Consider the following 25,893-nt stretch of genomic DNA (forward strand, 5'->3'; position numbering starts at 1 on the left):
AACCTTACAAAGTCTTTACTCGTTTTTCTGCTGCGCGGGGAATATATCGCCCACTTTCTGGCAGTTTGTTAGCAGAGGCGTGGGAAAAACGGCGTGGATGTAGGTGAAAGCTGACGCTGGCGATAGCCAACGTCAGCGGTACGGCAATTACTTCAGTGCCGCGAAGGCGCGCTCGGCAGCGTCCAGGGTGATTTTCAACTCGGCCTCGCCATGAGCGATCGAGGTGAAACCGGCTTCGAAAGCGCTCGGTGCCAGGTACACGCCGCCTTCCAGCATCAGGTGGAAGAAGCGCCCGAACAGGGCTGCATCGCTGGCCATCACGTCTTCAAAAGTGACGATGTCGTCAGCGCCGCTGAAGTACAAACCGAACATGCCACCCGCCTGCGTGGTCACGAACGGAATGCCCGCCGCGTCAGCACGTTGTTGCAGGCCGTCGAGCAGGCGCGTGGTGTAGTCGGTCAGCTCGGCGTGGAAACCCGGGCGGCTGATCAGGCGCAGGGTGGTCAAACCGGCAGCCATGGCCAGCGGGTTACCCGACAGCGTGCCGGCCTGATACACCGGGCCCAGTGGCGCGATGCGCTCCATGATTTCTCGTTTGCCGCCGAAGCAGCCGACCGGCATGCCGCCACCGATGATCTTGCCGAACGTAGTCAGGTCAGGATTGACGCCGTAGTACGCCTGGGCACCGCCGAGGGCGACGCGGAAACCGGTCATCACTTCGTCGAAAATCAGCACCACACCATGTTTGTCGCACAGCGAGCGCAGGCCTTCGAGGAAACCTGGCGCCGGTGGCACGCAGTTCATGTTGCCGGCCACTGGCTCGACGATGATGCACGCCACGTCCTGGCCGACTTCACCGAGCATCTTCTCAACGGCATCGATGTCGTTGAACGGCAGGGTCAGGGTGTGTTTGGCGAACGCTGCCGGCACACCAGCGGAACTCGGCACGCCTTGAGTCAGTGCGCCGGAACCGGCCTTGACCAGCAGGCTGTCGGAATGACCGTGGTAGCAGCCTTCGAACTTGATGATGCTGTCGCGGCCGGTGTAACCACGGGCCAGACGGATTGCACTCATGGTTGCTTCGGTGCCGGAGCTGACCATGCGCACCATGTCCATCGATGGCACCAGCGAGCAGACCAGGTCGGCCATCTCGGTTTCCATTGCAGTCGGCGCGCCGTACGACAAGCCGTGTTGCAACTGATTGCGCACCGCGTCCAGCACGTCCGGGTGGCTGTGGCCGAGGATCATCGGACCCCACGAGCCCACGTAATCGACATAACGCTTGTCGTCTTCGTCAGTGACGTAGGCACCTTCGGCGTGTTTGAAGAACAGCGGCGTGCCGCCAACACTCTTGAATGCGCGGACCGGCGAGTTCACGCCACCGGGAATGTGTTTCTGGGCATTGGCAAACAGGGTTTCGGAACGAGACATGATCGGGCTCTCAAAAATCAGGATTTGAACAATTCATTGAATGCGCGGGCGCGGCGCGTCACTTCGGCGGTGCTTTCAGCGCCGAACAGGCCATGCACGACGGCCAGCAGATCAACGCCGTGGGCAACTAATGGCGCAGCGTTGTCGAGGGTGATGCCGCCGATCGCACAGATCGGCAGGTGCAGCGTGCGCTTGGCTTCGTCGAGCAGATCGAGGCTGCACGTCGGCGCGCCGGGTTTGGTGTTGGAATTGAAGAAGCGGCCAAAGGCGACGTAACTCGCACCTTCCTTGGCCGCTTGTTCGGCCAGCGCGATTTGCGCGTGGCAGGTCGAACCGATGATCGCTTTTGAACCGAGCAAGGCGCGGGTCGGCGACAGCGGGCCGTCGGTCTGACCGAGGTGCACGCCGACGTTGAGGCGTGCAGCCAGTTCGGCGTCATCGTTGATGATCAACTGCGTCTTGTAGCGCTCGCACAGATCGCGAAGCGCTTCGGCCTCACGCAAGCGGCGAGCCTCGTCGCTGCTCTTGTCGCGGTATTGCAGCAGAGTGACGCCGCCTTCCAGCGCCGCCTCCACGTAAGACAGAAACTTGCCGGCCAGCAATTCGCTGTCGGTGATGGCATACAGGCCACGTAGTTTCATCGGGCAGACCTCACGACGTTACGAGCAGAAATCCAGCGGCAGGCGACGCGGCACGAACTGGCCTTTGCCCAGTTGTTCGGCATCGCGCAGGGTGCGCCAGGTGTAATCCAGAGCAGAGCGCACGGCGCTTGCGAGGTTTTCGCCTTGTGCCAGACGACCGGCCAGCGCACTGGCCAGGGTACAACCAGAACCGTGATAACTGCCCGGCAAACGCTGGCAATAGAAGGTTTCACGCAAGCCATCACGGCTGTACAGGCGATTGTGGATTTCAGTTTCGTCGCCGTGGCCGCCAGTGATCAGCAGGTTTTTGACGAACGGCAGGAGTTTTTCAGCGCACTCGTCCGCGGTGCCTTCGGGCAGTTCGGCGAGGATGCGGGCTTCGGGAAGGTTAGGGGTGGCAATGATCGACAGCGGCAGCAGACGCTCGCGCATCGCATAACCGACCTCGTCCTTGCCCAGGCGTCCGCCGCCACCGGCGCGCAGCACCGGGTCGCAGACCACCGGCAAGTGCGGGTGCGCCGAGAGCAGTTCGACAACGGTGTCGACCATTTCCAGCGAACCGAGCATGCCCAGTTTGACTGCAGCGACTTCGGAGTCGTTGAGCACGGCATTGGCCTGAGCCAATACCCACTCACGGTCGAGGACGCGGAAGTCAGTGACATTGACAGTGTCTTGCACGGTCAGGGCGGTGACGGCCGGAGCCGCATGGCAACCCTGCGCGAGCAGGGCTTCGATATCTGCCTGCAAGCCGGCGCCACCACTGGGGTCGTGGCCGGAGAGACAGAGGACAACGGGGCGGGAGCTGTAGATATTCATGGTGCGCGAGCTTACCACCAAAGCTGATTTTCGGGGGTAGGTGACAGAGCAAGATCAAAAGATCGCAGCCTTCGGCAGCTCCTACAGGGAACGTATTCCAATGTAGGAGCTGCCGAAGGCTGCGATCTTTTGATCTTCCTGACCAATCCAACAGCTCTAGCTCGCTGCTTTGCTCTGAAACGCCCGTTCTAGAGCCTTTGTTTGGAAAATTTCGATGGTGCTCAATGGCCATCAACGGCTATGCTAGTCTGGATCCAAACCAATAACAGGTAATACCGGTTTTACGTCTACTCAAAGGGAATGGGGGGCTTCCTGACACAACCGGACGAGCCACGCTGGGGCTTCAATGCGCTATTTGCTGATGTTGTTGTTCTGCTTGCCCCTCCTGGCGAGCGCCGTCGAATTCGACGAATTCACCCAGAGCCTCCCTCTGGGCCGGTCGCTGCAAGTGTTCGAAGACCCGAGCGGTCAGGCGAGCATTGCCGATGTCCGCGCGCAAGCGGCTGCCGGCAATTTCAAAGCCCACGACAAAGCCACGCTCAATGCCGGGTATTCGCGTTCGGCGTTCTGGCTGAAAATCGATCTGCATTACCGCCCGAGCAATCCGGCCGCGCAGCGCACCTGGCTGCTGGAACTGGCCTATCCGCCGCTCGACCACCTCGACCTGTACCTGCCCGATGCCAATGGCGACTATCGTCTGATCCGGCAAACCGGTGACGCCTTGCCGTTCGCCAGTCGCGAGATCCGCCAGAACAATTACCTGTTCGACCTGGCCTTCGAACCGGATCAACAACAGACCGTCTACCTGCGATTGGCCAGCGAAGGGTCGATCCAGGCGCCAGTGACCTTATGGTCGAGCACCGCGTATCTCGAAGACCAGCCAGTGCGCCTGTATGTGCTGGGCATCATTTATGGTGTGCTGCTGGGGATGCTGGTCTACAACCTGTTCATCTACCTGAGTGTGCGCGACACCAGTTACCTCTATTACATCTTCTATATCGCCTCGTTCGGCCTCTATCAATTGTCGGTGAACGGCGCGGCGGTCGAGTATTTCTGGCCGAATAACCCATGGTGGGCCAACGCTGCGACGCCATTCTTCATCGGTTGCGCCGGGCTTTTCGGCAGCCAGTTCGCCCGCAGCTTTTTGCAGACCAAGACCCACAGCCCCTGGCTCGACCGCTTGCTGATCGGACTGATCGCGTTCGGTGCACTGGTCATTGGCCTGTCGCTGATGACCAGTTACGCCCTGGCCCTGCGTCTGGCGACAACACTGGCGTTGACCTTTACCGTGGTGATCTTCGCAGCCGGGATTCTCGCCTGGTGGCGTGGCCTGCGTGTGGCGCGTTACTTCATCATCGCCTGGTCGGCGTTCCTGCTCGGTGGCGTGATCAACACGCTGATGGTCTTGGGTTTACTGCCGAACGTGTTCCTGACCATGTACGCCAGCCAGATCGGCTCGGCCATTGAAGTGGCGCTGCTGTCGCTGGCGCTGGCCGACCGCATCAACGCGATGCGCGAGCAACAGGCGCAGACACTGTTCGACGCCGGTCAGAAACTCGAAGTGCTCAACCAGCAACTGGCCCACAGCAACAAGCTCAAGGACGAATTCCTCGCGACCCTGACCCACGAACTGCGCACCCCGATGAACGGCGTGATCGGTTCGCTGGAACTGATGCAGACCGTCGAGCTGGATCCCGAACTTGAGCAATACCAGCAGACCGCCGCCGGTTCTGCCCGGGACATGATGCGCATGGTCAACGGCATCCTCACTCTCACTGAATTGCAGGCCGGCAAGCTCAAGGCCTCGCCGGGCAGTTTCAGCCTGCGCGGTGTGGTCGAGGCCTTGCGCGTGCAGTTCGATGGCAACGCCAGCAGCAAATCGCTGGACTTCAAGGTCGACGTGCTGCCGACCCTGCCGGATCGTTTGCACGGCGACAGCGCGAAACTCGCGCAATGTCTGGAATGCCTTCTCGATAACGCGATCAAATTCACCCGCGTCGGTGGTCTGGCGCTGCGAGTGACGGGCAAACCGTCGACGGATAATCGTCTGGCGCTGTCGTTTGCGGTGATCGACACCGGCATCGGTTTTACCGATCTCGGCGAGGCGACCATGTATCAGCGTTTCTTCCAGCTCGACGGCTCGATGACCCGTGAGTACGGCGGCCTGGGGGTCGGGTTGGCGATCTGCCGACAATTGGTCGAACTGCTTGGCGGCAAACTGACCCACCGCTCCGAGCCGGGGCGTGGCAGCCGTTTTCAGCTGGACGTCGAATTTGACCTGCCGGTTGTCGAGCCCGCGCCGATTCCCGCGCCTTCGCGCGATTGCCTGCGCGCCCCGCAGGACTGCACGGTGCTGCTGGTGGATGACAACAGCGTCAACCAACTGGTGATGCGCGGGATGTTGCTCAAACTCGGTTTCCGCGTGCGCACCGCTGACAACGGCGCGGCGGCGCTCGATTGCCTGCAGCGCGAAATCGTCGATGCGGTGCTGATCGATTGTCAGTTGCCGGCTCACGACGGTGCGTCGTTGTGCTGCCAGATTCACGCCTTGCCGGGCTGCGCCCACCTGCCGGTGTTCATGCTGGCACTGAGCGCGGATCGCGAACTCTGCACCACGGGCGCGGTGATCGACTACTTGAACAAACCAGTGAAATTCGAAGATTTGCAGTCAGCGCTGACACGACGGGTCTTGTGCTGTTGATAGGGTAAAAGCGCCGCAAATTCGGCGGATATGACACTTTGTTCGGCGTTTAGGCGGTGCTTAACTGATCTTCTCGCTGAAGAAGGAACCCGTCATGAACCTGCATCAGTTCGCCGAAACCCACGAAGTCACCAACCAGCCGCCGTCGCTGGACGGCACCAACCTCTATCGCATCGACCTGCCGTTGCAGGAGTGGTCGCGCAGGTTCGGCGCCGGTTGGGCCGAGTCGCGGATCGATGCTTACGGCGCGCTGGCCGGCGGGCCGTTGATGGAAGCCGGGTTCCTCGCCAATCAGAACAAACCAACGTTCGCCAGCCATGACCGCTACGGTCATCGCATCGATCTGGTGGAGTTTCATCCGGCCTATCACGAGCTGATGCGCACGGCGATCGAGCATGGCCTGACCTCGCTGCCCTGGACCCATCCGCAGGACGGCGCGCATGTCGCCCGCGCGTCCATGAGCTACTTGCACAGTCAGGCCGAGGCTGGCAGCGGTTGTCCGTTGACCATGACGTTCGCCAGTGTCCCGGCCTTGCGTTTGCAGCCGGATCTGGCCGAGCAGTGGTTGCCGAAAGTCCTCGCCACTGAATACGACCCGCGTAATGTCGGCATGGCGCACAAGGCCGGCGTCACCATCGGCATGGCCATGACCGAAAAACAGGGTGGCACCGACGTGCGGGCCAACACCACCAAGGCTTATCCGGTCGGCGCCAGTGGTCCGGGCCAGGCCTATGAGCTGGTCGGACACAAGTGGTTCTGCTCGGCGCCGATGTGCGATGCGTTCCTGACCCTGGCGCAGACCGACAGAGGCCTGACCTGTTTCCTGCTGCCACGGCATCGCCCCGATGACACGCGCAATCAGTTCTACATCCAGCGGCTGAAAAACAAGCTCGGCAACCAGTCCAACGCCTCCAGCGAAGTCGAGTTTCGCGGGGCGCTGGCATGGATGGTCGGGGAGGAGGGCCGTGGTGTGCCGACCATTATCGAGATGGTGGCCATGACCCGTTTCGATTGCATGGTCGGTTCCAGCGCGTTAATGCGCCAGGCCTTGACCCAGGCCAGCCATCACTGCGCGCACCGCCAGGTGGGCGGCAAATTGCTCAGCGAACAGCCGTTGATGCAAAACGTGCTGGCCGATCTGGCCCTGGAAAGCGAAGCCGCACTGGCTTTGAGCCTGCGCATGGGCAAGGCGCTGGATCATCTGGATGATCGCCACGAAGCGCAATTCGCCCGGCTGGTGACGGCGGTGGGCAAATACTGGATCTGCAAACGTGCGCCGGCAATGATCAACGAAGCCGCTGAATGCATGGGCGGCGCGGGGTATGTCGAGGAGAGCATCCTGCCACGGCTTTATCGCGAAGCACCGGTGAATTCGACGTGGGAAGGCTCGGGCAACGTGCAGTGCCTCGACGTGTTGCGCGCGCTGTCGAAAGAACCGGGTGTACTGGATGTGCTATTCAGCGAACTCGGTGACGGGCATGGCGACAAACGGCTTGCCGCGCATATTCAGCAGTTGCAGGCGCAGTTCAAGGATACGAGCGACATTCAGTATCGGGCGCGGCAGTTGACCGAGGACATTGCCCTCGGCTTGCAGGCCAAGTTATTGCTGGAGGCCGGAAACTCAGCCGTCAGCGATGCCTTCATTGCCAGCCGCCTGAGCGGTGCTGGTCGCGCCTACGGCGCATTGCCGCGTGGCCTCGACGTCGAAGCCATCGTCGCCCGCTCGACCCCACAGGGTTTCTGACCCAACACAAATCCCCTGTAGGAGTGAGCCTGCTCGCGAAAGCGGTGTACCCGTCAATGCAAATGTCGACTGATACATCGCTATCGCGAGCAGGCTCACTCCTACAGGGATAGCGTGTGAATGACATATTGTGGCGTTGCCAACATGCCACTGTTCCCGTGACGCCACGATGCAGGCAAGATGAAGCTCTGCAAGTCAGAACACAGGAAGCTGATCGTGACCGAAGCGTTTATTGTCGTTCAAACCGCCGAACAAGCCGTGGATCGTCTGGCCGAGCTGCATGAGCAGGCCACTACTGCGCTGAACTCGGCGCTCAAGCGTTATCTCAAGGATCGCGTCGAGCCCGACGCGGCGCAGCGTGCTCTGTTCCGTTATCCCGAACTGCGACTGACCTATCACTGCCAGGGCGAAGTCCCGCAGACCACTCGCGCCTACGCCAAGGTGCAATTGCCGGGCACTTATAGCGTCACCGTCACCCACCCGAAAGCGTTCCGCAAATACCTGCTGGAACAACTGGTGCCGTTGATGCATGACTTCACCGTGACCGTGGAAGTCGGCGTCAGTCAGCAAAATATTCCATACCCGTACGTGGTCGAGCAGGGCGATGAGCTGGCCGGCTCCGGCGTCACCGCTGCCGTGCTGGCGCGGGTGTTCCCGAGTACCGACCTGTCTGCGGCCACCGATGGCATCGCCGACGGTCTCTACGACTGGGAAAACACCGATCCGCTGCCGCTGGCGCTGTTCGATGCGGCGCGTGTCGACTTCTCGCTGCGCCGCCTGGTGCACTACACCGGCAGCGACTGGCGTCATGTGCAGCCGTGGATTCTGCTGACCAACTATCACCGTTATGTCGACCAGTTCATCGTCCATGGTCTGGAACAACTGCGCCGCGACCCGCGTTTTATACGCATGGTGTTGCCGGGCAACGTGATCATCGAAAAGGGCATGGATCACGGCGAGGCCTCGGCGATTGCCGCCGGTGTGGTCTGGCACCGTTACCAGATGCCGGCTTATCACCTGATCGCCAGCGATGGCCACGGTGTGACCCTAGTGAACATCGGCGTCGGCCCGTCCAACGCCAAGAACATCACCGACCACCTCGCGGTGCTGCGTCCGCATTGCTGGCTGATGATCGGTCACTGCGGCGGCCTGCGTCAGTCGCAAACCATCGGCGACTACGTGCTGGCGCACGCTTACATGCGTCGCGACGGCATTCTCGATCGCGTCGTACCGCCGAACATTCCGATCCCGGCGCTGGCTGAAGTGCAGATGGCACTGCAACAAGCCGCCGCCAATATCACCGGCGAGAAGGGCGACGACCTGAAAAAACGCCTGCGCACCGGCACCGTGCTGACCTATGACGACCGTAACTGGGAACTGCGCTGGGCGCAGGAACGTCCGCTGATCAATCTGTCGCGCGCTGTCGCAGTGGACATGGAAAGCGGCACCATTGCCGCCCAGGGTTATCGCCTGCGGGTGCCGTACGGCACGTTGCTGTGTGTCTCGGACAAACCGCTGCACAGTGAAATCAAGCTGCCGGGTTCGGCCAACGCGTTTTACGAGCGCGCGGTCAGCCAGCACTTGAAGATCGGTATCGAAGCGGTGGACCTGCTGCGTACCGAACTCAACTCGCTGCACTCGCGCAAACTGCGCAGCTTCGACGAGCCGCCGTTCCGTTAACGGTTAGTCGTGGTCATTTGGCGGTCGGGGCACTAGCATTAGCAGCCTCGACCGCTAGATGTTCTTTTCGCCATGCCCCGTCCCCCACGTCCACCTTCCCGCCATCCCGGCGCGAAGCCTCAGTCTTCCTCCCCGCGGCGTGTCGCCAAAGCGCCACCGGCCGAGCCGAAGCTGATCCTGTTCAATAAACCGTTCGATGTGCTGACGCAATTCAGCGATGAAGGAGGGCGGGCGACGCTCAAGGATTACATCGATGTGCCCGGCATCTATCCGGCTGGCCGTCTTGATCGCGACAGCGAAGGTTTGCTCCTGCTGACCAACGACGGGCAATTGCAGGCGCGGATCGCCGACCCCAAACACAAACTGGCGAAGACGTATTGGGTGCAGGTTGAAGGCGTACCGACGGCCGAGCAGTTGCAGCGGCTGTGTGACGGCGTCGAACTGAATGACGGCATGACTTTGCCTGCCGAAGCACGGCAACTGGATGAGCCGCAGTTGTGGCCACGCAATCCGCCGGTACGCTTTCGCATGACCGTACCGACCACTTGGCTGGAATTGGTGATTCGTGAGGGGCGCAACCGTCAGGTACGACGCATGACTGCGGCGGTCGGCCTGCCGACGTTGCGCCTGGTGCGGGTGAAGATTGGTGACTGGTCGATCGAAGGGCTTGATCAGGGCCAGTGGAAAGAAGTGCCGGCGCGCTTATAGAGCGCCGGATTCGATCAGGCCGATCACCACGCTTTTGATGATGAACGCGGCCACGCCCAGGCCCAGCACGAAGAACAGAATGAACGAGCCGAAACGTCCGGCCTTGGACTTCTTCGCCAGATCCCAGACGATAAAACCCATGAAAATGATCAGGATGCTGACCAGTCCGGTCATCATCCACTCTTCAAATACGGCTGGATCCATCGGGCATCTCCGGCGCAGGCGCGGCTAAAAGGGCGCGGCGAGTATACGCCAAGGTCGAACGGCGGGGCATTGACCTGCGTCGGTGTGCCGCAGTCATTGGTCTGGAACCCTGTGGCGAGGGGATTTATCCCCAACGGGTTGCGAAGCGACCCCAAAAATATCCGCCTCGCTGCAAAATCTTGCCAGTGCTGCGCACTGGATCGGGGATAAATCCCCTCGTCACGAAAGCAATCAGCTACGCAGATGCGTCAGGGGCAGTTCAGTGCTGTTGAGCACCTGATTCAGCACAAAACTCGAACGCACACTGGTCACGCCTTCGATACGGGTCAGATGCCCGAGCAGCAGCTTCTGATAGTGATCCATGTCCGGCACCACCACCTTCAACTGATAGTCAGCATCCACGCCGGTCACCAGACTGCACTCCAGCACCTGCGGCAACGTGCGGATCGCCGCTTCGAAGTTCTCGAAGCGCTCCGGCGTGTGCCGGTCCATGCCGATCAGCACATACGCGGTCAGGCTCAGGCCGAGCATCTTGCGATCTAGCAAGGCCACCTGACGGGAGATATAGCCGTCATCCTCCAGTTGCTTGACCCGGCGCGAGCACGGCGATGGTGACAGACCGATGCGCTCGGCCAACTCCTGGTTGGAGATGCGGGCATCGCGCTGCAATTCCGCCAAAATGCTCAAGTCGTAACGGTCGAGTTTGCTCATCAATCTGTCCTTGGTTGTAACTATTGCGGCGGATTATCTATCCAGGGTTAAAAATTGCGCAAGTGGTGTTTATTTCAGCAATCTTCGCAATCATCTGTCGCGGCCCCGGGCCTATTCTTATCACCAGAATCACTGCTCGGTAACACAGTCCACTGCGGCCCGCCTATCAGGCCCGCCGCGGCCGCCACCCCCACCGGGGTTGTGCCGGCCCCCGAGCTGCACACTGTCCAGAAGACGGCGTGAGGTGAGCCGACGTCAAAAGCGTCGAGCCAGGACGAAGTTCTCTAGAAGGGAGGCCGACGGGTCTCCCTTTTTTCTTGCCTGCGATTTATGCCGCGTTGCGCCGGCGTCCTCAATAAATAAGTTTCGTGACTGATAACCTGTTGCAGAACCGGGCATGTACATTCCCGGTCTTAGTTACAAGCCCTCTTACATTTGCAGGTCCCGCAGTGAGGAAAAGCATGAATTCGCGCATCTGGCGTCTGGCCGGTGTTGGTTTGCTGTGTGTGAGTGTCAGTGTGCAAACGCTTGCCGATGATCCGCAGAATCGTGGACCCGATGGCGGTGGCCACGGTCAGGACCATCAGGGTAACAATCAGGGCCATGGCGGCAACAACCAGCCGCGTCCGCAGAATAATCAGCAACAGAATCAGCCCCGCCCGCAGAATAATCAGCCGCCGCAAAATCAGCCGCGCCCGCAGAACAACGAAATCATCCGTGGCGATAACAGCCGCCAGTTCGAGCACAATGGCCAGCAGCACAACAACAATGGCCAATGGCAGAACCACGACCAGAACCGGCCAGCGTATAACCCCAACCCGGTGCGTCAGCCGCCGCCACCGCCGCAGTTGCCGGCCAACAACCTGCCAATCCAGCCACGGCCCGATGCCGTGCGCCAGACCCAGGAACCGCGTCAGGGTTACTACCGTGACGAGCGTCCGCAGAACGGTTACAACAACCAGCATTGGCAAACCAACAATCGGCCCAACGACAATCACTGGCCGGGACGTCCGGACGGGCATGGCAACGGTTGGGGCCCGGGCCCGCAATATCGGCCGGGGCATGTGATCGATCGTTTCCCGGATCGCGACTACCGCGTGCCGTATCGCGGTCAGGATTATTTCTATTCCGGCGGCTACTGGTATCGCCCGCAAGGTCCGCGCTACATCGTCGTGCAGCCGCCCCGTGGGATCCGCATCCAGTACTTGCCGGACTACGCCCGCGAAGTATGGATCGGTGGATCGCTGCTGTTCCTCGCGGCCGGTTCCTACTACGCCTACCAGGAAGCGACGCAGGACTACGTGGTGGTCGAGCCGCCAGCGCAGCAACAACAGCCGCAGCCGCAATCCCAGGGTTATGACGTCGAGGCCTACCCGGCCAACGGCCAGTCACCGGAGCAAGTGCAGCAGGACGGTTATCAGTGCTACCAGTACGCCGTGCAGCAAAGCGGTTTCGACCCACGCACCGCGACCTATCAACCGGCGCCCGAAGTGGTTCAAGCGTACCGTCAGGCGCAGGGCAACTGCCTGACCAGTCGCGGTTATCAGGTTCAGTAAGAGCGGTGGCGAGCCGCAAGTATCGAGCTACAAGCTTGAAGCTTGAGGCTCGCGGCTTGTAGCTGCTTTTATCGGGTCTGCGTGCACCAGCACTTCGGCTCGCGGGTAGGCTTGGTGGATGGCATCCGCCGCCTGATCGCTGATGCCGTGCGCCACTGACAGGGTCAGTTCGCCGGGCAACTCCAAGTGCAGTTGCACGAACCAGTGGTTGCCGGAGATCCGCGTGCGCAAATCATGCGCGCCCAACACCCCCGGCACACTGCACGCCAGTTCGAGCATATGCTGACTGACATCCGCCGGCAGCTCTTCATCCATCAACACCGAAAAGCTTTCCCGGGCGATCTGGATTGCACTCCACAAAATGTAGCTGGCGATCCCCAAACCGAACCACGCATCGAGCTGCTCAAAACCAAACCCGGCCAACACCAGCGCAATCAGAATACTGCCGTTGAGCAGCATGTCTGAGCGGTAATGCAGCGAGTCGGCGCGCACGGCGTTGGAGCCGGTCTGCTTGATCACCCGATGCTGCAACACCAGCAGCGCCGCGGTCAGCAGCAGCGAAAACACGATCACACCGATGCTCAGCCATGGCGCACCCAGCGGCTGTGGATCATTCAGGCGTTCATAAGCCTGAAACGCAATCAACACCGCACTGCCGCCAATGAACAAAGCCTGCGCCATGCCCGCCAGCGATTCAGCCTTGCCGTGACCATAACGGTGATCGTCATCTGCCGGGCGCAGCGCGTAATGCACCGCCAGCAGATTGAGCATCGAGGTGATGCCATCCAGCGCCGAGTCGGTGAGGCCGGCGAGCATGCTGACGGATCCACTCAGCCACCACGCAATGGCTTTGGCGATGATCAACGTGCACGCCACCGCCACCGAGGCGCGGGTCGCCAGCCGCAGCAGGCGGGCGTGTTCGGGGCTGGAGGTCATTGCGTTTCCTTTTTAGGCGGCGGGTTGCAGGCCGAACATCGCCAGTTGTTGAGTGCTGCCCTTGTGTTGAATCAGGCGTGGATCGTCGAGAGGGAAATCTCTGCCCAACTCGCTTTCGAGAATAGCCTGCAGCTTGTGATTATCGACCTGACCGTCCGGGCCGATGGCTTGCTTGAGTTTGGCCGGATCGATCTGCGCGGTGTGGCCCGGTTCGAAATAGATCGCGCCGGTGGCGAAGTCGACGGCGAACGCGATCAGGCCCGGGATGATGTAGAACAACAGGCCAACGGCATCGAGCACGGCAATCGCCGGGTCGATCTTGCCGTCGATCTGGCCGCGACGGTCCGGATAGAAAATCGAACCGCACGCAGTGATTTGCGTGAGCAGGGTGGCGACCAGTACACCGCCGATCAGGCGAAAAGGTAAGCGCATGGAAAATCTCCTGAGTCATCTGATAACGAAGCGTCGTCTTGTGAAGTTAAGACCCTGACGAAGGCTTTGCAGTTCGCCGTTATACTCGCCGCTCTGTTTGGGAGCCAGCATGAATTCTTTGCCGATCGACGACGTTTTACCTGCCCTGCGTGAAGCCTTGGCGACACGCCACGAAGCCGTGCTCGAAGCACCGCCCGGTGCCGGTAAAACCACCCGCGTGCCGCTGGCCTTGCTCAATGAAGCTTGGCTGGCCGGGCAGACCATTCTGATGCTCGAACCGCGTCGTCTGGCGGCGCGTGCCGCTGCGGAGCGACTGGCCAGTGAGCTGGGCGAGAAGGTCGGCGAAAGCGTCGGTTATCGCATCCGTCTCGACAGCAAAGTCGGCCCCAACACCCGCATCGAAGTGGTCACCGAAGGCATTCTCACCCGCCGCTTGCAGGATGACCCGGCGCTGGAAGGCGTGGGTCTGCTGATCTTCGACGAATTTCACGAGCGCAGCCTCGACGCCGATCTGGCGCTGGCCCTGAGTCTGAACGGTCGCGAGCTGTTTCGAGCTGAACAGCCGCTGAAGATTTTGCTGATGTCCGCCACCCTTGAGGGCGAACGCCTCGCCGGGTTGCTCGATGACGCGCCGATCCTGCGCAGCGAAGGGCGCATGTATCCGGTGACGATGCGTTGGGGCCGTCCGTTTCAGCCCGGCGAATACATCGATCAGCGCGTGACACAAACCGTGCTCGAAGCATTGCACGATGAGACTGGCAGCCTCTTGGTGTTTTTGCCAGGGCAGGCGGAAATCCGTCGCGTCCATCAACAGCTGGCCGACGCCATCGGTGAGCGCAAAGACGTCTTGCTCTGCCCGTTGCACGGTGAACTCGATCTCAATGCCCAGCGCGCCGCCATCGATCCTGCTCCGGCCGGTCAGCGCAAAGTTGTGCTGGCGACCAACATCGCCGAGACCAGCCTGACCATCAACGGTGTGCGCGTCGTCATCGACGCCGGGCTGGCGCGAGTGCCGCGTTTTGATCCCGGCAGCGGCATGACCCGCCTCGATACCCAGCGGATTTCCAAGGCCAGCGCCACCCAGCGTGCCGGTCGGGCGGGACGACTGGAGCCGGGTGTTTGTTATCGTTTGTGGTCGCAGGATCAGCACGAACAACTGGCGGCGTATGGCAGTGCGGAAATTCTCTCGGCGGATCTGGCCAGCCTCGCGCTGCAACTGGGGCGTTGGGGTGTGACGCCGGGCGAACTGGTCTGGCTGGATGTTCCACCCGCAGCGGCGTATGCCCAGGCGCAGGAGCTGTTGCAACGCCTCGGCGCACTGGAAGGCGAAGCACTGACCTCCCACGGTCAGGCCATGGCTGAATTGCCGGCGCATCCGCGCATCGGCCATTTGCTGCTGCGCGGTCAGGCGTTGGGTCTGGCCAACATGGCGTGCGACGTTGCTGCGTTGCTCGGCGAGCGCGATATCTTGCGCGGTGCCGGGGCGGATTTGCACAGCCGCCTGGTGCTGCTGTCAGGCGAGGAGCGCGCTGCCCGGGGGGCGCAGGGCGGCGTGCAGCGTGCCCGACAACTTGCGCGGCAATATCGCGGTTACCTGCGCGGCAAGGCGAGCGAACCGGTCAGCGACCCCGATCATCCGCGCTGGCTCGGCGCGTTGCTGGCGCTGGCCTACCCGGATCGCGTCGCCCAACAGCGGCGTGCCGGTGGTGCTGAATATCGATTGGCCAACGGCCGCGCTGCGTTGTTCGCTGAAGCCGACAGCCTGATGAAAGAGCCGTGGATCGTCATTGCCGACCTCGGCAGCCGTCAGGGCCAGCGCGAAGAGCGAATTTATCTGGCGGCGGATTTCGATCCGGCGCTGTTCGATTCCGTGCTCGCCGAACAGGTGCGCAATGTCGATCAACTGGACTGGGACGAGCGCGAAGGCGTGCTGCGCGCCGAGCGTCAGCGCAAGGTCGGCGAGTTGATCCTGAGTCGCGAACCCTTGACCGGTCTCGACGAAGTCGCACGCAGTCAGGCGCTGGTCAATCTGGTGCGACGCAAAGGTCTGGAACTGCTGCCATGGACGCCGGAACTGCGCCAGTGGCAGGCGCGGGTGGCGTTGTTGCGGCAGTTGGAATTGGGTTCGCAAGCTGAAAGCCAGTGGCCGGATGTCAGCGATGCAACGCTGCTGGATACCCTGGAACATTGGCTGATGCCTTATCTGGGCAAGGTCTCGCGACTCAGTCACTTTGCCAACCTCGATCTGTCGAGCATCGTTCGCAACCTGCTGCCGTGGCCGCTGCCGCAACGCCTGGACGAGCTGGCGCCGCATCATCTGAGCGTGCCGTCGGGGTCGTCGATTCGTCTGGATTACAGCGAGTTCCCACCGATTCTCGCAGTGCGTTTGCAGGAGTTGTTCGGCCTGGCCGAGACCCCGCGCATCGCTGGCGGCCGGCAAGTGGTCAAGCTGCACCTGCTATCGCCAGCGCGGCGGCCGGTGCAGGTGACGCAGGATCTGGCCAACTTCTGGCGCAGCACCTATGCCGAGGTGAAGAAGGATCTCAAGGGACGCTATCCGAAACATTACTGGCCGGATGATCCGTTGGTGGCCGAGGCGACGGCACGGGCGAAACCACGTGGTACGTGAAGATCAAAAGATCGCAGCCTCCGGCAGCTTCTACAGTGCTGGAGTTGGCGCAACATCTATCTACTGTGGGAGCTGCCGCAGGCTGCGATCTTTCGATTTTAAAAACGGCTCTTGGCGGTCAGTTGCTCGCGGCAGTAATCGGCAAACAACTGCGCCGGTTTGGTCAGTTGCCCACGCTTGAGCCACGCCGCCACCAATCCTGAGCCGGTGACGTCCTCGGCAATTTCCACGCACACGACTTTCTTGCCATCGTAGGTGCATTCCGAATGCGGCCGCGTCACCAGTATCGAGAAGCCGAAACCCTGGCCGACCATTCCACGGACCATCTCGATTGACGGTGAGCTGAAGTCGATGCGCGGCGTCAGGCCCAATTCTTCGAAGAGGCTGACGAAGTAGGTCCGGCTCGGTTGCACGTCGAGCAGGATCATCGGCTCCAGGCACAAGTCCCGTAGCGAAACCTGCTTGTACTCGGCAAAGCGATGGTCGGCGGGTAGCAACGCATATGGCCGTTGCGCCGGCATCAGCGGTTCGGTCTGAATCGTCGCGTCGAGTTCGTGTTCATAGAGGATCACCAGGTCAAATGCGCCCGAGGTCAGGCCTTGCACCAGTTCCTGTTGCTCGCCGTCGCGGATGCGGATTTTTACCCCCGGGTACAGGGCGGAAAACCCGGCGATCAATTGCGGCAGGTATAACGGCGCGACGGTTTCGAAACAGCCGATGTCGATCTGCCCGGCGACCACATCGTTGTCGGCCAATGCGTTCTGCTCGAACTCCTTGGCCATGCGCAGCAGTTCCTGAGCCTTGCGCAAGAAACGTGCGCCGCTGGGTGTCAGGGAAACCCCTTGGGCGTGATGGCGGATCAGCAGTTGCACGGCGAAGCTGTCTTCCAGCGCCTTGATCGCCGTGGAGATCGCCGGTTGGGCGATGTAGAGCTTGCGTGAAGCCTCGGCAACGCTGCCGCATTCGACGGTGGTGATGAAATATTTCAACTGACGCAAATTGTAGGCGGCCACGGCAAACCTCAGGACGAGCGGACTCGACTTCCAAGCAATTTGTGCGCCGCCGCGTCCGCTGCGCGACGTTGTTTTTATCCTTCAACCATAGCCACCTGCGCAGTGTTTGGGGGAAGTCATTGCCCAGTGTTTTTATTGCCTGCGAAGACATTTTTACTATTTTTAGCTCGCGCAGGCCTGAGCGACCATCGACTGCACAATAAAGCCCAAGGAGCATCCGACGTGTTCGAGTTTGCAGAGTGGCAGCGCCAGGCCGTTGCATTGAAGTTTCCCGATCAAGCCGTGATCAACGGCCAACACTGCGCGGCGCAGTCGGGGCAGACCTTTGCCGCGATCAACCCGGCTACCGGCCAGTTACTGGCCAACGTTGCTGCGTGCGGCGAGGCCGATGTCGACGCGGCGGTGCGCAATGCCCGACAGGTGTTCGAGTCCGGCACTTGGTCGCAACGCTCGCCGGCCGAGCGCAAGCAAGTGCTGTTGCGTCTGGCCGATTTGTTGATGAGCCATCGCGAAGAGCTGGCGCTGCTCGACTCATTGAACATGGGCAAACCGGTGAAGGATGCCTACAACATTGATGTGCCGGGTGCCACCGGGGTGTTCCGCTGGTACGCCGAAAGTGTCGACAAGCTCTACGATCAGGTGGCGCCGAGCGCGTCCAACGTGCTGGCGACCATTACCCGCGAAGCCCTCGGTGTAGTCGCTGCGGTGGTGCCGTGGAATTTTCCCTTGGACATGGCCGCGTGGAAACTCGCGCCAGCGTTGGCGGCGGGCAATTCGGTGATTCTCAAACCCGCCGAGCAGTCACCGTTTTCGGCATTGCGTCTGGCCGAGCTGGCGCTGGAGGCGGGCCTGCCGCCGGGTGTGCTGAACGTACTGCCGGGGCTCGGCGAGCAGGCCGGCAAGGCCTTGGGCTTGCACGCGGATGTCGACTGTCTGGTGTTTACCGGTTCGACGCAGGTCGGCAAATATTTCATGCAATACGCGGCGCAATCCAACCTCAAACAGGTATGGCTGGAGTGCGGCGGCAAGAGCGCCAATCTGGTCTTCGCCGATTGCCGGGATCTGGATCTGGCGGCGGAGAAAGCCGCGTTCGGGATCTTCCTCAACCAGGGCGAAGTCTGTTCGGCCAACTCGCGGTTGCTGGTGGAACGTTCGATTCATGATGAGTTTGTCGAGCGCCTAAAAGCGCAGGCCGAACTTTGGTTGCCGGGCGATCCGCTGGATCCGCAGAGCCGCGCGGGTGCCATCGTTGATCAGCGGCAGACGGCGGGCATCATGCGCGCCATTCGCCAGGCACAAGAGCAGGGCGCGACGCTGGTATGCGGCGGCCGGCAACGGCGTTTCAATGGTTCGGACAATTTCATCGAGCCGACGATTTTCACCGGTGTGAAAGCCGACATGTCGCTGTTTCGTGAAGAGGTGTTCGGGCCGGTGCTGGCGGTGGTGCCGTTCGACAGTGAAGAGGAGGCCGTGCGTCTGGCGAATGACAGCGTCTACGGGCTGGCGGCATCGCTGTGGACCGATGATCTGCATCGCGCGCATCGCGTGGCGCGACGGTCGCGTGCCGGCACGGTGTCGGTCAATACCGTCGATGCGCTGGACGTGACCGTGCCGTTTGGCGGCGGCAAGCAATCGGGTTTTGGCCGCGATTTGTCGCTGCATTCATTCGACAAATACACCCAACTGAAAACCACTTGGTTCCAATTGCGCTGATACCGCGTCGCCCCCTTCGCGAGCAGGCTCACTCCCAAAAGAGTTTTGTGTCGATCACACATCCCCTGTAGGAGTGAGCCTGCTCGCGATAGCGATGGGTCAGGCGGCAAAGATATCGACTGACCGGACGCCATCGCTGGCAAGCCAGCTCCCACAGGTTTCAGTGGTGCTCACAAAATCCGGGCACACCTTAGATCCTTGTAGGAGTGAGCCTGCTCGCGATAGCGGTGGGTCAGGCAGCAAAGATGTCGACTGACCGGACGCCATCGCGAGCAGGCTCACTCCTACAGTATTCAGCGGTGCTCACAAAATCCGGGCATACCTTAGATCCATGTAGGAGTGAGCCTGCTCGCGATAGCGGTGGGTCAGGCAGCAAAGATGTCGACTGACCGGACGCCATCGCGAGCAGGCTCACTCCTACAGTATTCAGCGGTGCTCACAAAATCCGGGCACACCTTAGATCCTTGTAGGAGTGAGCCTGCTCGCGATAGCGGTGGGTCAGGCAGCAAAGATATCGACTGACCGGACGCCATCGCTGGCAAGCCACACAGGTTTCAGCGGTGCTCACAAAATCCGGGCATACCTTAGATCCATGTAGGAGTGAGCCTGCTCGCGATAGCGGTGGGTCAGGCAGCAAAGATGTCGACTGACCGGACGCCATCGCTGGCAAGCCAGCTCCCACAGGTTTCAGTGGTGCTCACAAAATCCGGGCACACCTTAGATCCTTGTAGGAGTGAGCCTGCTCGCGATAGCGGTGGGTCAGGCAGCAAAGATGTCGACTGACCGGACGCCATCGCGAGCAGGCTCACTCCTACAGTATTCAGCGGTGCTCACAAAATCCGGGCACACCTTAGATCCTTGTAGGAGTGAGCCTGCTCGCGATAGCGGTGGGTCAGGCAGCAAAGATGTCGACTGACCGGACGCCATCGCTGGCAAGCCAGCTCCCACAGGTTTCAGTGGTGCTCACAAAATCCGGGCACACCTTAGATCCTTGTAGGAGTGAGCCTGCTCGCGATAGCGGTGGGTCAGGCAGCAAAGATATCGGCCGACGGGGCGCCATCGCGAGCAGGCTCGCTCCTACAGTATTCAGTGGTGCTCACAAAATCCGGGCACGCCCGAGATCCCTGTGGGAGCTGGCTTGCCAGCGATGGCATTCTTTCTGTCACAGAAAATCCCCGACTTGCACCGACCTCGAACATCCGCGCAAGCCCCGCTCTTTTGCGGTGCGCCCTAAGCAGTTTTTTCATTGTTCGCAGCCAACAATTTCCTGATTTTCCTCACCGCGCACATGGGCCACCATCGATCTCGCCAGCCCAAGCCTTTCACGCCAGAGTCCAGCAGAGACCGCAGCGTGGATTCACATCATTTGGCGCTGGCCGTACTGCCCATGACAAAACTAAATCAACAGCGTCGGGAGTGCTCCATGATCAAGTCCTTGTGTATCCGTCTCGCTCATCCTCTGGCGATCACCGCCCTTGCCGCCACGGTCGCGACCAGCGCCCAGGCCGGCACCCTGTCCATCGGCCACACCACGTGGGTCGGTTACGGCACGCTTTATCTGGCTCAGGACCTGGGCTATTTCAAGGAAAAAGGTCTGACCGTCGAATTGCCCGTGGTTGAAGAAGCCTCGATGTACATGGCCGCGCAGGCGTCCGGGCAACTCTCGGGCTCGGCGTCGACCATCGACGAAGTGCTCAAGTACCGGCCGCAATTCTGCTTCAAGGCGGTCGCGGCACTGGATGACAGCCATGGCGGCGACGGCGTGCTGGTCGGCAAGGATGTGCAAAGCCTGCAAGAACTCAAGGGCAAATCCGTCGCGGTGAACGAAGGCTCGACCTCGCAGTTCTGGCTCTCGTATCTGCTGAAAAAGAACGGCATGAAAATGAGCGACATCACCGTGCAGAACATGACCGCTGACGATGCCGCCACCGCGTTCATCGCCGGTCGCGTGCCCGCTGCGGTGACTTGGGAACCGCATCTGTCGATGGTCCGCGACAAGCAGCAAGGCAAGGTGTTGATCGACAGCAGCACCACGCCCGGAGTGATCGTCGATGTGGTGGCGCTCAACTGCAGCGTCATCGAAAAACAGCCGGAGGACGTCAAGGCGCTGGTCGCCGGTTTGTACAAAGCCGTGCAATACACCAAGGATCACCCGGAAGACGCTTACAAAATCATGGCCAAAGGCGTCGGCGGTTACCTGTCCGATCCGAAGGAACTGGCTGCCGCCGCGCAAGGCGTGCGCTTCTACGATCAGGCCATGAGCGAGAAGCTCCTCGGCGCACCGGGCCAGCCGGGTGACAGCGCCGCGTTGATCAAACTGGCCAACGAAACCGCCAGCGAGTTGCAAGGCAAACCCTACAACGTCAGTCATGACGAGTTGGTCGACAACCGTTTCGTCAGCCCGCTCTAGGAGGTCTGCAATGTTCAAGCGCAATTCGTGGCTGAGCCGCAGCCTCACGCCGAAAACCGCTTTGCCGGTACCCGTGGTGTGGAGCGCCAGCGGTCTGGCCTGGGTGTTGTTGGTCGGTCTGTGGGCCGGGTTGTCCTACGGCGGCATCGTGCCGGGGATGTTCTTGCCTACGCCGGGCGCGGTGGTCGAAGCGGCCGTGCGGTTGAGCCGCGACGGCACCCTTGGCACGCATGTCTGGGCCAGTGTCGAAGTGGTGATGGTCGGCTTCATTGTGTCGTCGCTGGTGGCGGTACCGTTGGGATTACTGATGGGCAGCTTCCGCATCGTCCAGGCGTTTCTGGAACCGCTGGTGAACTTCATTCGTTATCTGCCGGTGACCTCGTTCGTGCCGCTGTTCATCCTGTGGATCGGCATCGGTCTGGAACAGCGGGTGTCGGTGATTATCTTCGGTGTGTTCTTCCAGCAACTGGTGATGATTGCCGATGTGTCGAAAGGTATTTCCAAGGACTTGATCAACGCCTCCTACACCTTGGGTTCCAACCGCCGTGATGCGGTGTTGCATGTGATCGCCCCGGCCTCGGTGCCCGGCGTGCTCGACACTTTGCGGGTAACCATGGGCTGGGCCTGGACCTATCTGGTGGTGGCCGAACTGGTCGCGGCGTCCAGTGGCCTCGGCTATTTGAGTCTGAAAGCCATGCGCGGCTTTCAGGTTGACGTGATTTTCCTCGCCATCGCGATCATCGGCCTGCTCGGTCTGGTGACTGATCAACTGTTCCGTTTTCTCCGCTTGAGGGTTGCCGCATGGGCTCAGTGACTGCTGCCAATCATCGTTTTATCGAACCGGTCGCGGCACCGGTGCAGGCCGCGCCACGCTTGCAGGTGGACAAGGTCAGCCTGCGCTACAAGAAGCCCGATGGCGGAACGTTTACCGCGCTGGAAGAGGTTTCATTCGAAGTGCCGGATCAGCAGTTCGCCGTGCTGGTCGGGCCGTCGGGTTGCGGCAAGTCGAGCCTGTTGTACTTGACCGCTGGCCTGGCCGAACCCACCTCCGGCGAGATCTACGTCGGCGGCCAGCAGGTGCAAGGTCCCGGCGCGGATCGCGGCATGGTCTTTCAGAGCTATACGTTGTTCCCGTGGCTGACGGTACGACAGAACGTCGAGTTCGGCCTCAAGCGTCGTGGCCTGCCGGCGGCGCGGCGCAAAGAGATTGTCGATTACTACGTCAACGAAGTCGGCCTCGCCGGGTTCGCCGACAGCTACGCCAAACAGCTCTCGGGCGGGATGATGCAGCGCGTGGCGATTGCGCGGGCGCTGGCCAATGATCCGCAGATTTTGCTGATGGACGAACCGTTCGGTGCGCTGGATAGCCAAACGCGTTTGCAGATGCAGCAGTTGTTGCTGCGGGTGTGGGGCAACAGCAAAAAAACCGTGCTGTTCGTCACCCACGACATCGACGAAGCGATTCTGCTCGGTGACCGGGTCTATGTGATGGGCGCCAAGCCGGGGCGGATCAAGCAGATTCTCGACGTACCGATCGAGCGTCCGCGCTCGCTGGACATGGTCATGGAACGCTCATTCATCGACATGAAACGGCAGATCTTCGGCCTGCTGCACGACGATCTGGAAGAAGTGCACTGATCACGCAATACCCCTGTAGGAGCTGCCGAAGGCTGCGATCTTTTGATCTTGTTTTTTAAGATCAAGAGATCGCAGCCTTCGGCAGCTCCTACAGGGGCATTGTTGTATTGAAGGTTATGAGGAAAACCAGGCTCAAGGCGCGGCGGGAAGCAGGAAGCGGGCGATCACTGGCAGGTGATCGGAGATGCGCAACGTATCGTCCTGACGCACCGTCGCCTCGATCCGCTTGATCTTCGGGCTGTAGAAAAGATAGTCGACCGTGCGATCCGGGCCGTTGAGGCCGGGGTCGTTGGGGTAGTGGGTCAGCCACTGCGCACGGTCGATGCCGCTGGCTTCGTTGTTGGTCGGGATCATCGGGTATTTGTCCCACAGCAGGTGCAACTCGCTGTCGGCGGAGTACGGCCGGCGCTGTTCGGCAGGCAAGCGACGATACTGGCCGAGCGGCAACAGATTGAAATCGCCACCGATCAGCCACGGCAAGCCCTGGCTTTCATACTTGTCGAGCACTTTGGCCACTGCGGTCACTTGCGCCTGCAAGGTGTCGTCCGGTTGGCGGGCGCGCTCAAGATGGGTGTTGAATACGGTGAGTTGCCCGCCGTCGCTGAGCGGCAGTTTGGTCGCCAGCAGCGCATCTTTCGGCTGGAACTGACCGTTGATGAAATTGGCCGATGCCACTGGCAGTTGCAGGCGTTCGGCATGCTCGATGCGGTAGCGGCTGAGTGTCGCCAGTTGTCGGCCAACGCTGCCGAAGATATGCGGTTCAGGGACGAAATCGGCTTTCCAGTCAAACGCGCTGGCGCTGCACGGATACAGATCGGCCACGCGTTCCTGCAACAGTTTGAGCTGGTCCTGATAGTCGCTGGCCTTGGCGCCATCATCCAGTTCCTGCAACAAGACCACATCGGGCTGCTCGTCGCGGATCACCCGTGCCACTTCATCGAGGCTGAAGGCCATGTCTTCCAGCGTTGGCGCTTCATCCTCGCCCTGAGCCAGGTCGTTCCAGAACACGTAACGCTTGCCGGCGAGGTACTGCACGTTCCACGTCATGACTTTCAGCGCCTGCCCGGGCACCAGCATCGGCGGGGTTCCGGTACAGCTGACCGGCAGGGTTTCCCGGGCGTCGGGGCGCCAGGTCAGGCCGAAGATGAGCCCGCCCACCAGAACGATGGCGAGCACAATGAGGAGCAGGGTGTAGCGCAGTAGGCGGGTCATGGCTCGACTTATAGCGTTACAAAAAGTGGCCCCGAGCATACCCGAGTGCGCCGCCATCGCCCAAGAGCAAAGCAGTCAGACCGAACTGTCGCGCTTGTCAGGCAGTTCACTGATCAGCATGAACAGCCGGAACAACACCACGCTGGTGAACAGTTGCAGGAAACTGTGCGCACTGTCGATCAGTACGGCAAGCGCCGGGTTCTGCGGGTCGGGATAGACCTGCAGGGTCAAACCCTTGAGCAGCCACAACGGCCCCATCACACAGAGAATGCACAGCAGGATTCGCCAGAAATGCCCACGGGTCAGGCGCAGGCTTTCTTTCATCGCGTGCAATGGGTTGAGGCCACGCAGCACCAGCAGGTACTCGCCGAACGCCAGCATCACCATCAGGATCAGGCCCGGCAGGAAATACAGCGAAAGCCCCAGCAGAATCAGCAACGTGTTGAGCGCCGTGAGCAGAGCGAAACGCGGCCATAACCGGGCGGACATGGCCAGCAGGTCGAGGGTGCGCGGCGCTTCGCCACGGGTACGGGCATCGAGAAACAGGATCAGTGCGGCGGTGTACAACGGATAGACCAGCAGCCCGACAATGATGCTGTAAGCCGAGAAGCTGTCCGGATCGCTGGCGCGATCGACCACTTGTTGCAGCAGCGCTTCGACGATCACCAGCGGCAGGCACAGCTGCACGATGCTGGCCAAATGGCGTTTGAAAAAATACAGAGAGTCGCGCAGCACTTCGAAGGCATTCATCAGTCGGTATCGCAGGTCGAAAACAGTGGCTCACTTTAACCGATGATGCGCGGACGGACACAAACGTAAACATTCGGTAAAGGTCGTTGAAACATCCTGTCACTGTCTCCATTACAGGAGAGCACCTTGTCCACAGTGGGCGAGGGCAACGTTATCCCCGGCAATCTACGAGGTCGCCATGAACAGCGAAGAGCAAACCCTGATCGATGGACTGTTTTCCCGGCTGCAACAGGCCGAAACGGAGGCAGCCCCGCGTGACGCCCAGGCCGAGGCGCGGATCAAGGAACACCTGACACGCCAGCCGGCGGCAGGTTATTTCATGACCCAGGCGATTCTGGTGCAAGAGGCTGCGCTCAAGAGCCTCGACGAGCAAAACAAGCAACTGACCCAACAAGTCCAGCGTTTGCAGGCCGAACTGCAATCGGCCAAGGCGCAGAGTGCGCCACCGGCGCCAAGCGGCGGCGGTGGTTTCCTGTCGAGCATCTTTGGTGGCAGCCCACGTCCGGCGCCGACCCAGAGCGCCCCGGCGTCCACGGGCGGTTGGCGTGAGCCAGCGCCGCAGCAGAATTTTGGGAATCCGGCCCCGCAACAGAATTTCAGCGCACCGCCACCAAACTACGCGCAGCAAGCGGCCCCGGCGGCAGGCAGCAGTTTCCTCGGCGGCGCATTGAAAACCGCCGCGGGTGTGGCCGGTGGTGTGATGCTGGCGCAGGGCATCAGCAGCCTGTTTCATCACAATCAGCAGCCGGAAGAAATTGTTGAGGTGATCAAGGAAGAGCCGGCGCAGGTTGCCGACCAGAGCAACAACGACTGGGGCAACGATCAGCGCATGGCCGGCAATGACCAGGGTGGATTCACCGATACCGACTACAGCGATGACAACTCATCGTTCTTCGATGACGACGATTCCTTCGTCTGACCCCCACATTTCTCAGGTTTGATACCAAACCTGTGGTGAGGGGATTCAT

Annotated in this window: 21 protein-coding genes; 11 read left to right on the top strand and 10 right to left on the bottom strand. The window is 60.9% G+C overall.

The genetic code is table 11. From position 1 onward, the window contains the following. Positions 1 to 147: 147 nt before the first annotated feature. The 3 genes from hemL to JFT86_RS10700 are packed head-to-tail and all read right to left on the bottom strand — an operon-like array spanning position 148 to position 2,888. Positions 148 to 1,431, bottom strand: a complete 1,284-nt coding sequence (gene hemL / locus JFT86_RS10690; RefSeq protein ID WP_201236686.1) for a glutamate-1-semialdehyde 2,1-aminomutase — start codon at positions 1,429 to 1,431, stop codon at positions 148 to 150. Positions 1,432 to 1,448: 17 nt separating this feature from the next. Further along, positions 1,449 to 2,072, bottom strand: a complete 624-nt coding sequence (gene thiE, locus JFT86_RS10695) for a thiamine phosphate synthase (protein ID WP_201236687.1) — start codon at positions 2,070 to 2,072, stop codon at positions 1,449 to 1,451. A gap of 18 nt (positions 2,073 to 2,090) precedes the next feature. Continuing rightward, complete coding sequence (locus tag JFT86_RS10700; protein ID WP_047303578.1) at positions 2,091 to 2,888, bottom strand: hydroxymethylpyrimidine/phosphomethylpyrimidine kinase; 798 nt, start codon at positions 2,886 to 2,888, stop codon at positions 2,091 to 2,093. Positions 2,889 to 3,234: 346 nt separating this feature from the next. Here JFT86_RS10700 and JFT86_RS10705 point away from each other — a divergent pair, with 346 nt between their 5' ends. The 4 genes from JFT86_RS10705 to JFT86_RS10720 all read left to right on the top strand — a co-directional run bounded on the left by JFT86_RS10705 (position 3,235) and on the right by JFT86_RS10720 (position 9,721). Further along, positions 3,235 to 5,589, top strand: a complete 2,355-nt coding sequence (locus JFT86_RS10705) for a hybrid sensor histidine kinase/response regulator (protein ID WP_201236688.1) — start codon at positions 3,235 to 3,237, stop codon at positions 5,587 to 5,589. 94 nt (positions 5,590 to 5,683) lie between these two features. Further along, a complete protein-coding gene (locus tag JFT86_RS10710; protein WP_201236689.1) occupies positions 5,684 to 7,333 on the top strand; it encodes an acyl-CoA dehydrogenase family protein in 1,650 nt (549 codons plus the stop codon). A 180-nt stretch (positions 7,334 to 7,513) separates the two neighbouring features. After that, entirely contained in the window at positions 7,514 to 9,013 is a 1,500-nt protein-coding gene (gene amn, locus JFT86_RS10715) for an AMP nucleosidase (RefSeq protein ID WP_201236690.1), read from the top strand. Between the two features lie 72 nt (positions 9,014 to 9,085). Next, positions 9,086 to 9,721: a pseudouridine synthase gene (locus JFT86_RS10720; RefSeq protein ID WP_242489478.1), complete on the top strand. Its 636-nt coding sequence runs from the start codon at positions 9,086 to 9,088 to the stop codon at positions 9,719 to 9,721. Here the strand turns inward: JFT86_RS10720 and JFT86_RS10725 are convergent. Together JFT86_RS10725 and JFT86_RS10730 are read right to left on the bottom strand one after the other, a co-directional pair. Continuing rightward, positions 9,716 to 9,925, bottom strand: coding sequence for a DUF2788 domain-containing protein (locus JFT86_RS10725; RefSeq protein ID WP_003228500.1), 210 nt, complete (start codon positions 9,923 to 9,925; stop codon positions 9,716 to 9,718). The genes JFT86_RS10720 and JFT86_RS10725 overlap by 6 nt on opposite strands. Positions 9,926 to 10,156: 231 nt before the next feature. Then, the gene (locus tag JFT86_RS10730; protein WP_007909658.1) at positions 10,157 to 10,636 is read right to left on the bottom strand and encodes an Lrp/AsnC family transcriptional regulator; all 480 of its coding nucleotides are present in this window, start codon (positions 10,634 to 10,636) and stop codon (positions 10,157 to 10,159) included. Between the two features lie 461 nt (positions 10,637 to 11,097). Between JFT86_RS10730 and JFT86_RS10735 the strand changes: the two genes are divergently transcribed. Next, entirely contained in the window at positions 11,098 to 12,192 is a 1,095-nt protein-coding gene (locus tag JFT86_RS10735) for a DUF6515 family protein (protein ID WP_201236691.1), read from the top strand. A 27-nt stretch (positions 12,193 to 12,219) separates the two neighbouring features. Here the strand turns inward: JFT86_RS10735 and JFT86_RS10740 are convergent, their stop codons facing one another. Both JFT86_RS10740 and JFT86_RS10745 read right to left on the bottom strand, forming a co-directional pair. Further along, positions 12,220 to 13,128 (bottom strand): cation diffusion facilitator family transporter, encoded by a 909-nt coding sequence (locus JFT86_RS10740; RefSeq protein WP_201236692.1) that lies wholly within the window; start codon positions 13,126 to 13,128, stop codon positions 12,220 to 12,222. A 12-nt stretch (positions 13,129 to 13,140) separates the two neighbouring features. After that, complete coding sequence (locus tag JFT86_RS10745) at positions 13,141 to 13,560, bottom strand: hypothetical protein (protein WP_016986146.1); 420 nt, start codon at positions 13,558 to 13,560, stop codon at positions 13,141 to 13,143. Positions 13,561 to 13,669: 109 nt separating this feature from the next. Here JFT86_RS10745 and hrpB point away from each other — a divergent pair, with 109 nt between their 5' ends. After that, positions 13,670 to 16,189 (top strand): ATP-dependent helicase HrpB, encoded by a 2,520-nt coding sequence (gene hrpB, locus JFT86_RS10750; RefSeq protein WP_201236693.1) that lies wholly within the window; start codon positions 13,670 to 13,672, stop codon positions 16,187 to 16,189. 98 nt (positions 16,190 to 16,287) lie between these two features. Here hrpB and JFT86_RS10755 read toward each other — a convergent pair whose 3' ends face one another. Then, positions 16,288 to 17,202, bottom strand: coding sequence for a LysR substrate-binding domain-containing protein (locus JFT86_RS10755; protein ID WP_201231420.1), 915 nt, complete (start codon positions 17,200 to 17,202; stop codon positions 16,288 to 16,290). Between the two features lie 222 nt (positions 17,203 to 17,424). Between JFT86_RS10755 and JFT86_RS10760 the strand changes: the two genes are divergently transcribed. The 4 genes from JFT86_RS10760 (at position 17,425) to JFT86_RS10775 (ending at position 22,963) form a co-directional block, all read left to right on the top strand. After that, positions 17,425 to 18,915: an aldehyde dehydrogenase gene (locus JFT86_RS10760; protein ID WP_201231419.1), complete on the top strand. Its 1,491-nt coding sequence runs from the start codon at positions 17,425 to 17,427 to the stop codon at positions 18,913 to 18,915. Between the two features lie 1,423 nt (positions 18,916 to 20,338). Further along, positions 20,339 to 21,325, top strand: coding sequence for an ABC transporter substrate-binding protein (locus JFT86_RS10765; protein ID WP_201231418.1), 987 nt, complete (start codon positions 20,339 to 20,341; stop codon positions 21,323 to 21,325). 10 nt (positions 21,326 to 21,335) lie between these two features. Next, the gene (locus tag JFT86_RS10770) at positions 21,336 to 22,139 is read left to right on the top strand and encodes an ABC transporter permease (protein WP_103303657.1); all 804 of its coding nucleotides are present in this window, start codon (positions 21,336 to 21,338) and stop codon (positions 22,137 to 22,139) included. Next, positions 22,127 to 22,963, top strand: a complete 837-nt coding sequence (locus JFT86_RS10775; RefSeq protein ID WP_201231417.1) for an ABC transporter ATP-binding protein — start codon at positions 22,127 to 22,129, stop codon at positions 22,961 to 22,963. Before JFT86_RS10770 ends, JFT86_RS10775 begins: the two co-directional genes overlap by 13 nt. Positions 22,964 to 23,095: 132 nt before the next feature. Here the strand turns inward: JFT86_RS10775 and JFT86_RS10780 are convergent, their stop codons facing one another. Continuing rightward, positions 23,096 to 24,175, bottom strand: a complete 1,080-nt coding sequence (locus JFT86_RS10780) for an endonuclease/exonuclease/phosphatase family protein (RefSeq protein ID WP_201236694.1) — start codon at positions 24,173 to 24,175, stop codon at positions 23,096 to 23,098. Between the two features lie 75 nt (positions 24,176 to 24,250). Beyond that, complete coding sequence (locus JFT86_RS10785; protein ID WP_201236695.1) at positions 24,251 to 24,925, bottom strand: YciC family protein; 675 nt, start codon at positions 24,923 to 24,925, stop codon at positions 24,251 to 24,253. Positions 24,926 to 25,103: 178 nt separating this feature from the next. Between JFT86_RS10785 and JFT86_RS10790 the strand changes: the two genes are divergently transcribed. Next, positions 25,104 to 25,844 carry a DUF2076 domain-containing protein gene (locus JFT86_RS10790; protein ID WP_201236696.1) on the top strand — a complete coding sequence of 247 codons (741 nt, stop codon included), beginning with the start codon at positions 25,104 to 25,106 and terminating at the stop codon, positions 25,842 to 25,844. Positions 25,845 to 25,893: the final 49 nt, after the last annotated feature.

Origin of the sequence: Pseudomonas sp. TH06, assembly GCF_016651305.1 — a bacterium.
Taxonomy (GTDB): domain Bacteria; phylum Pseudomonadota; class Gammaproteobacteria; order Pseudomonadales; family Pseudomonadaceae; genus Aquipseudomonas.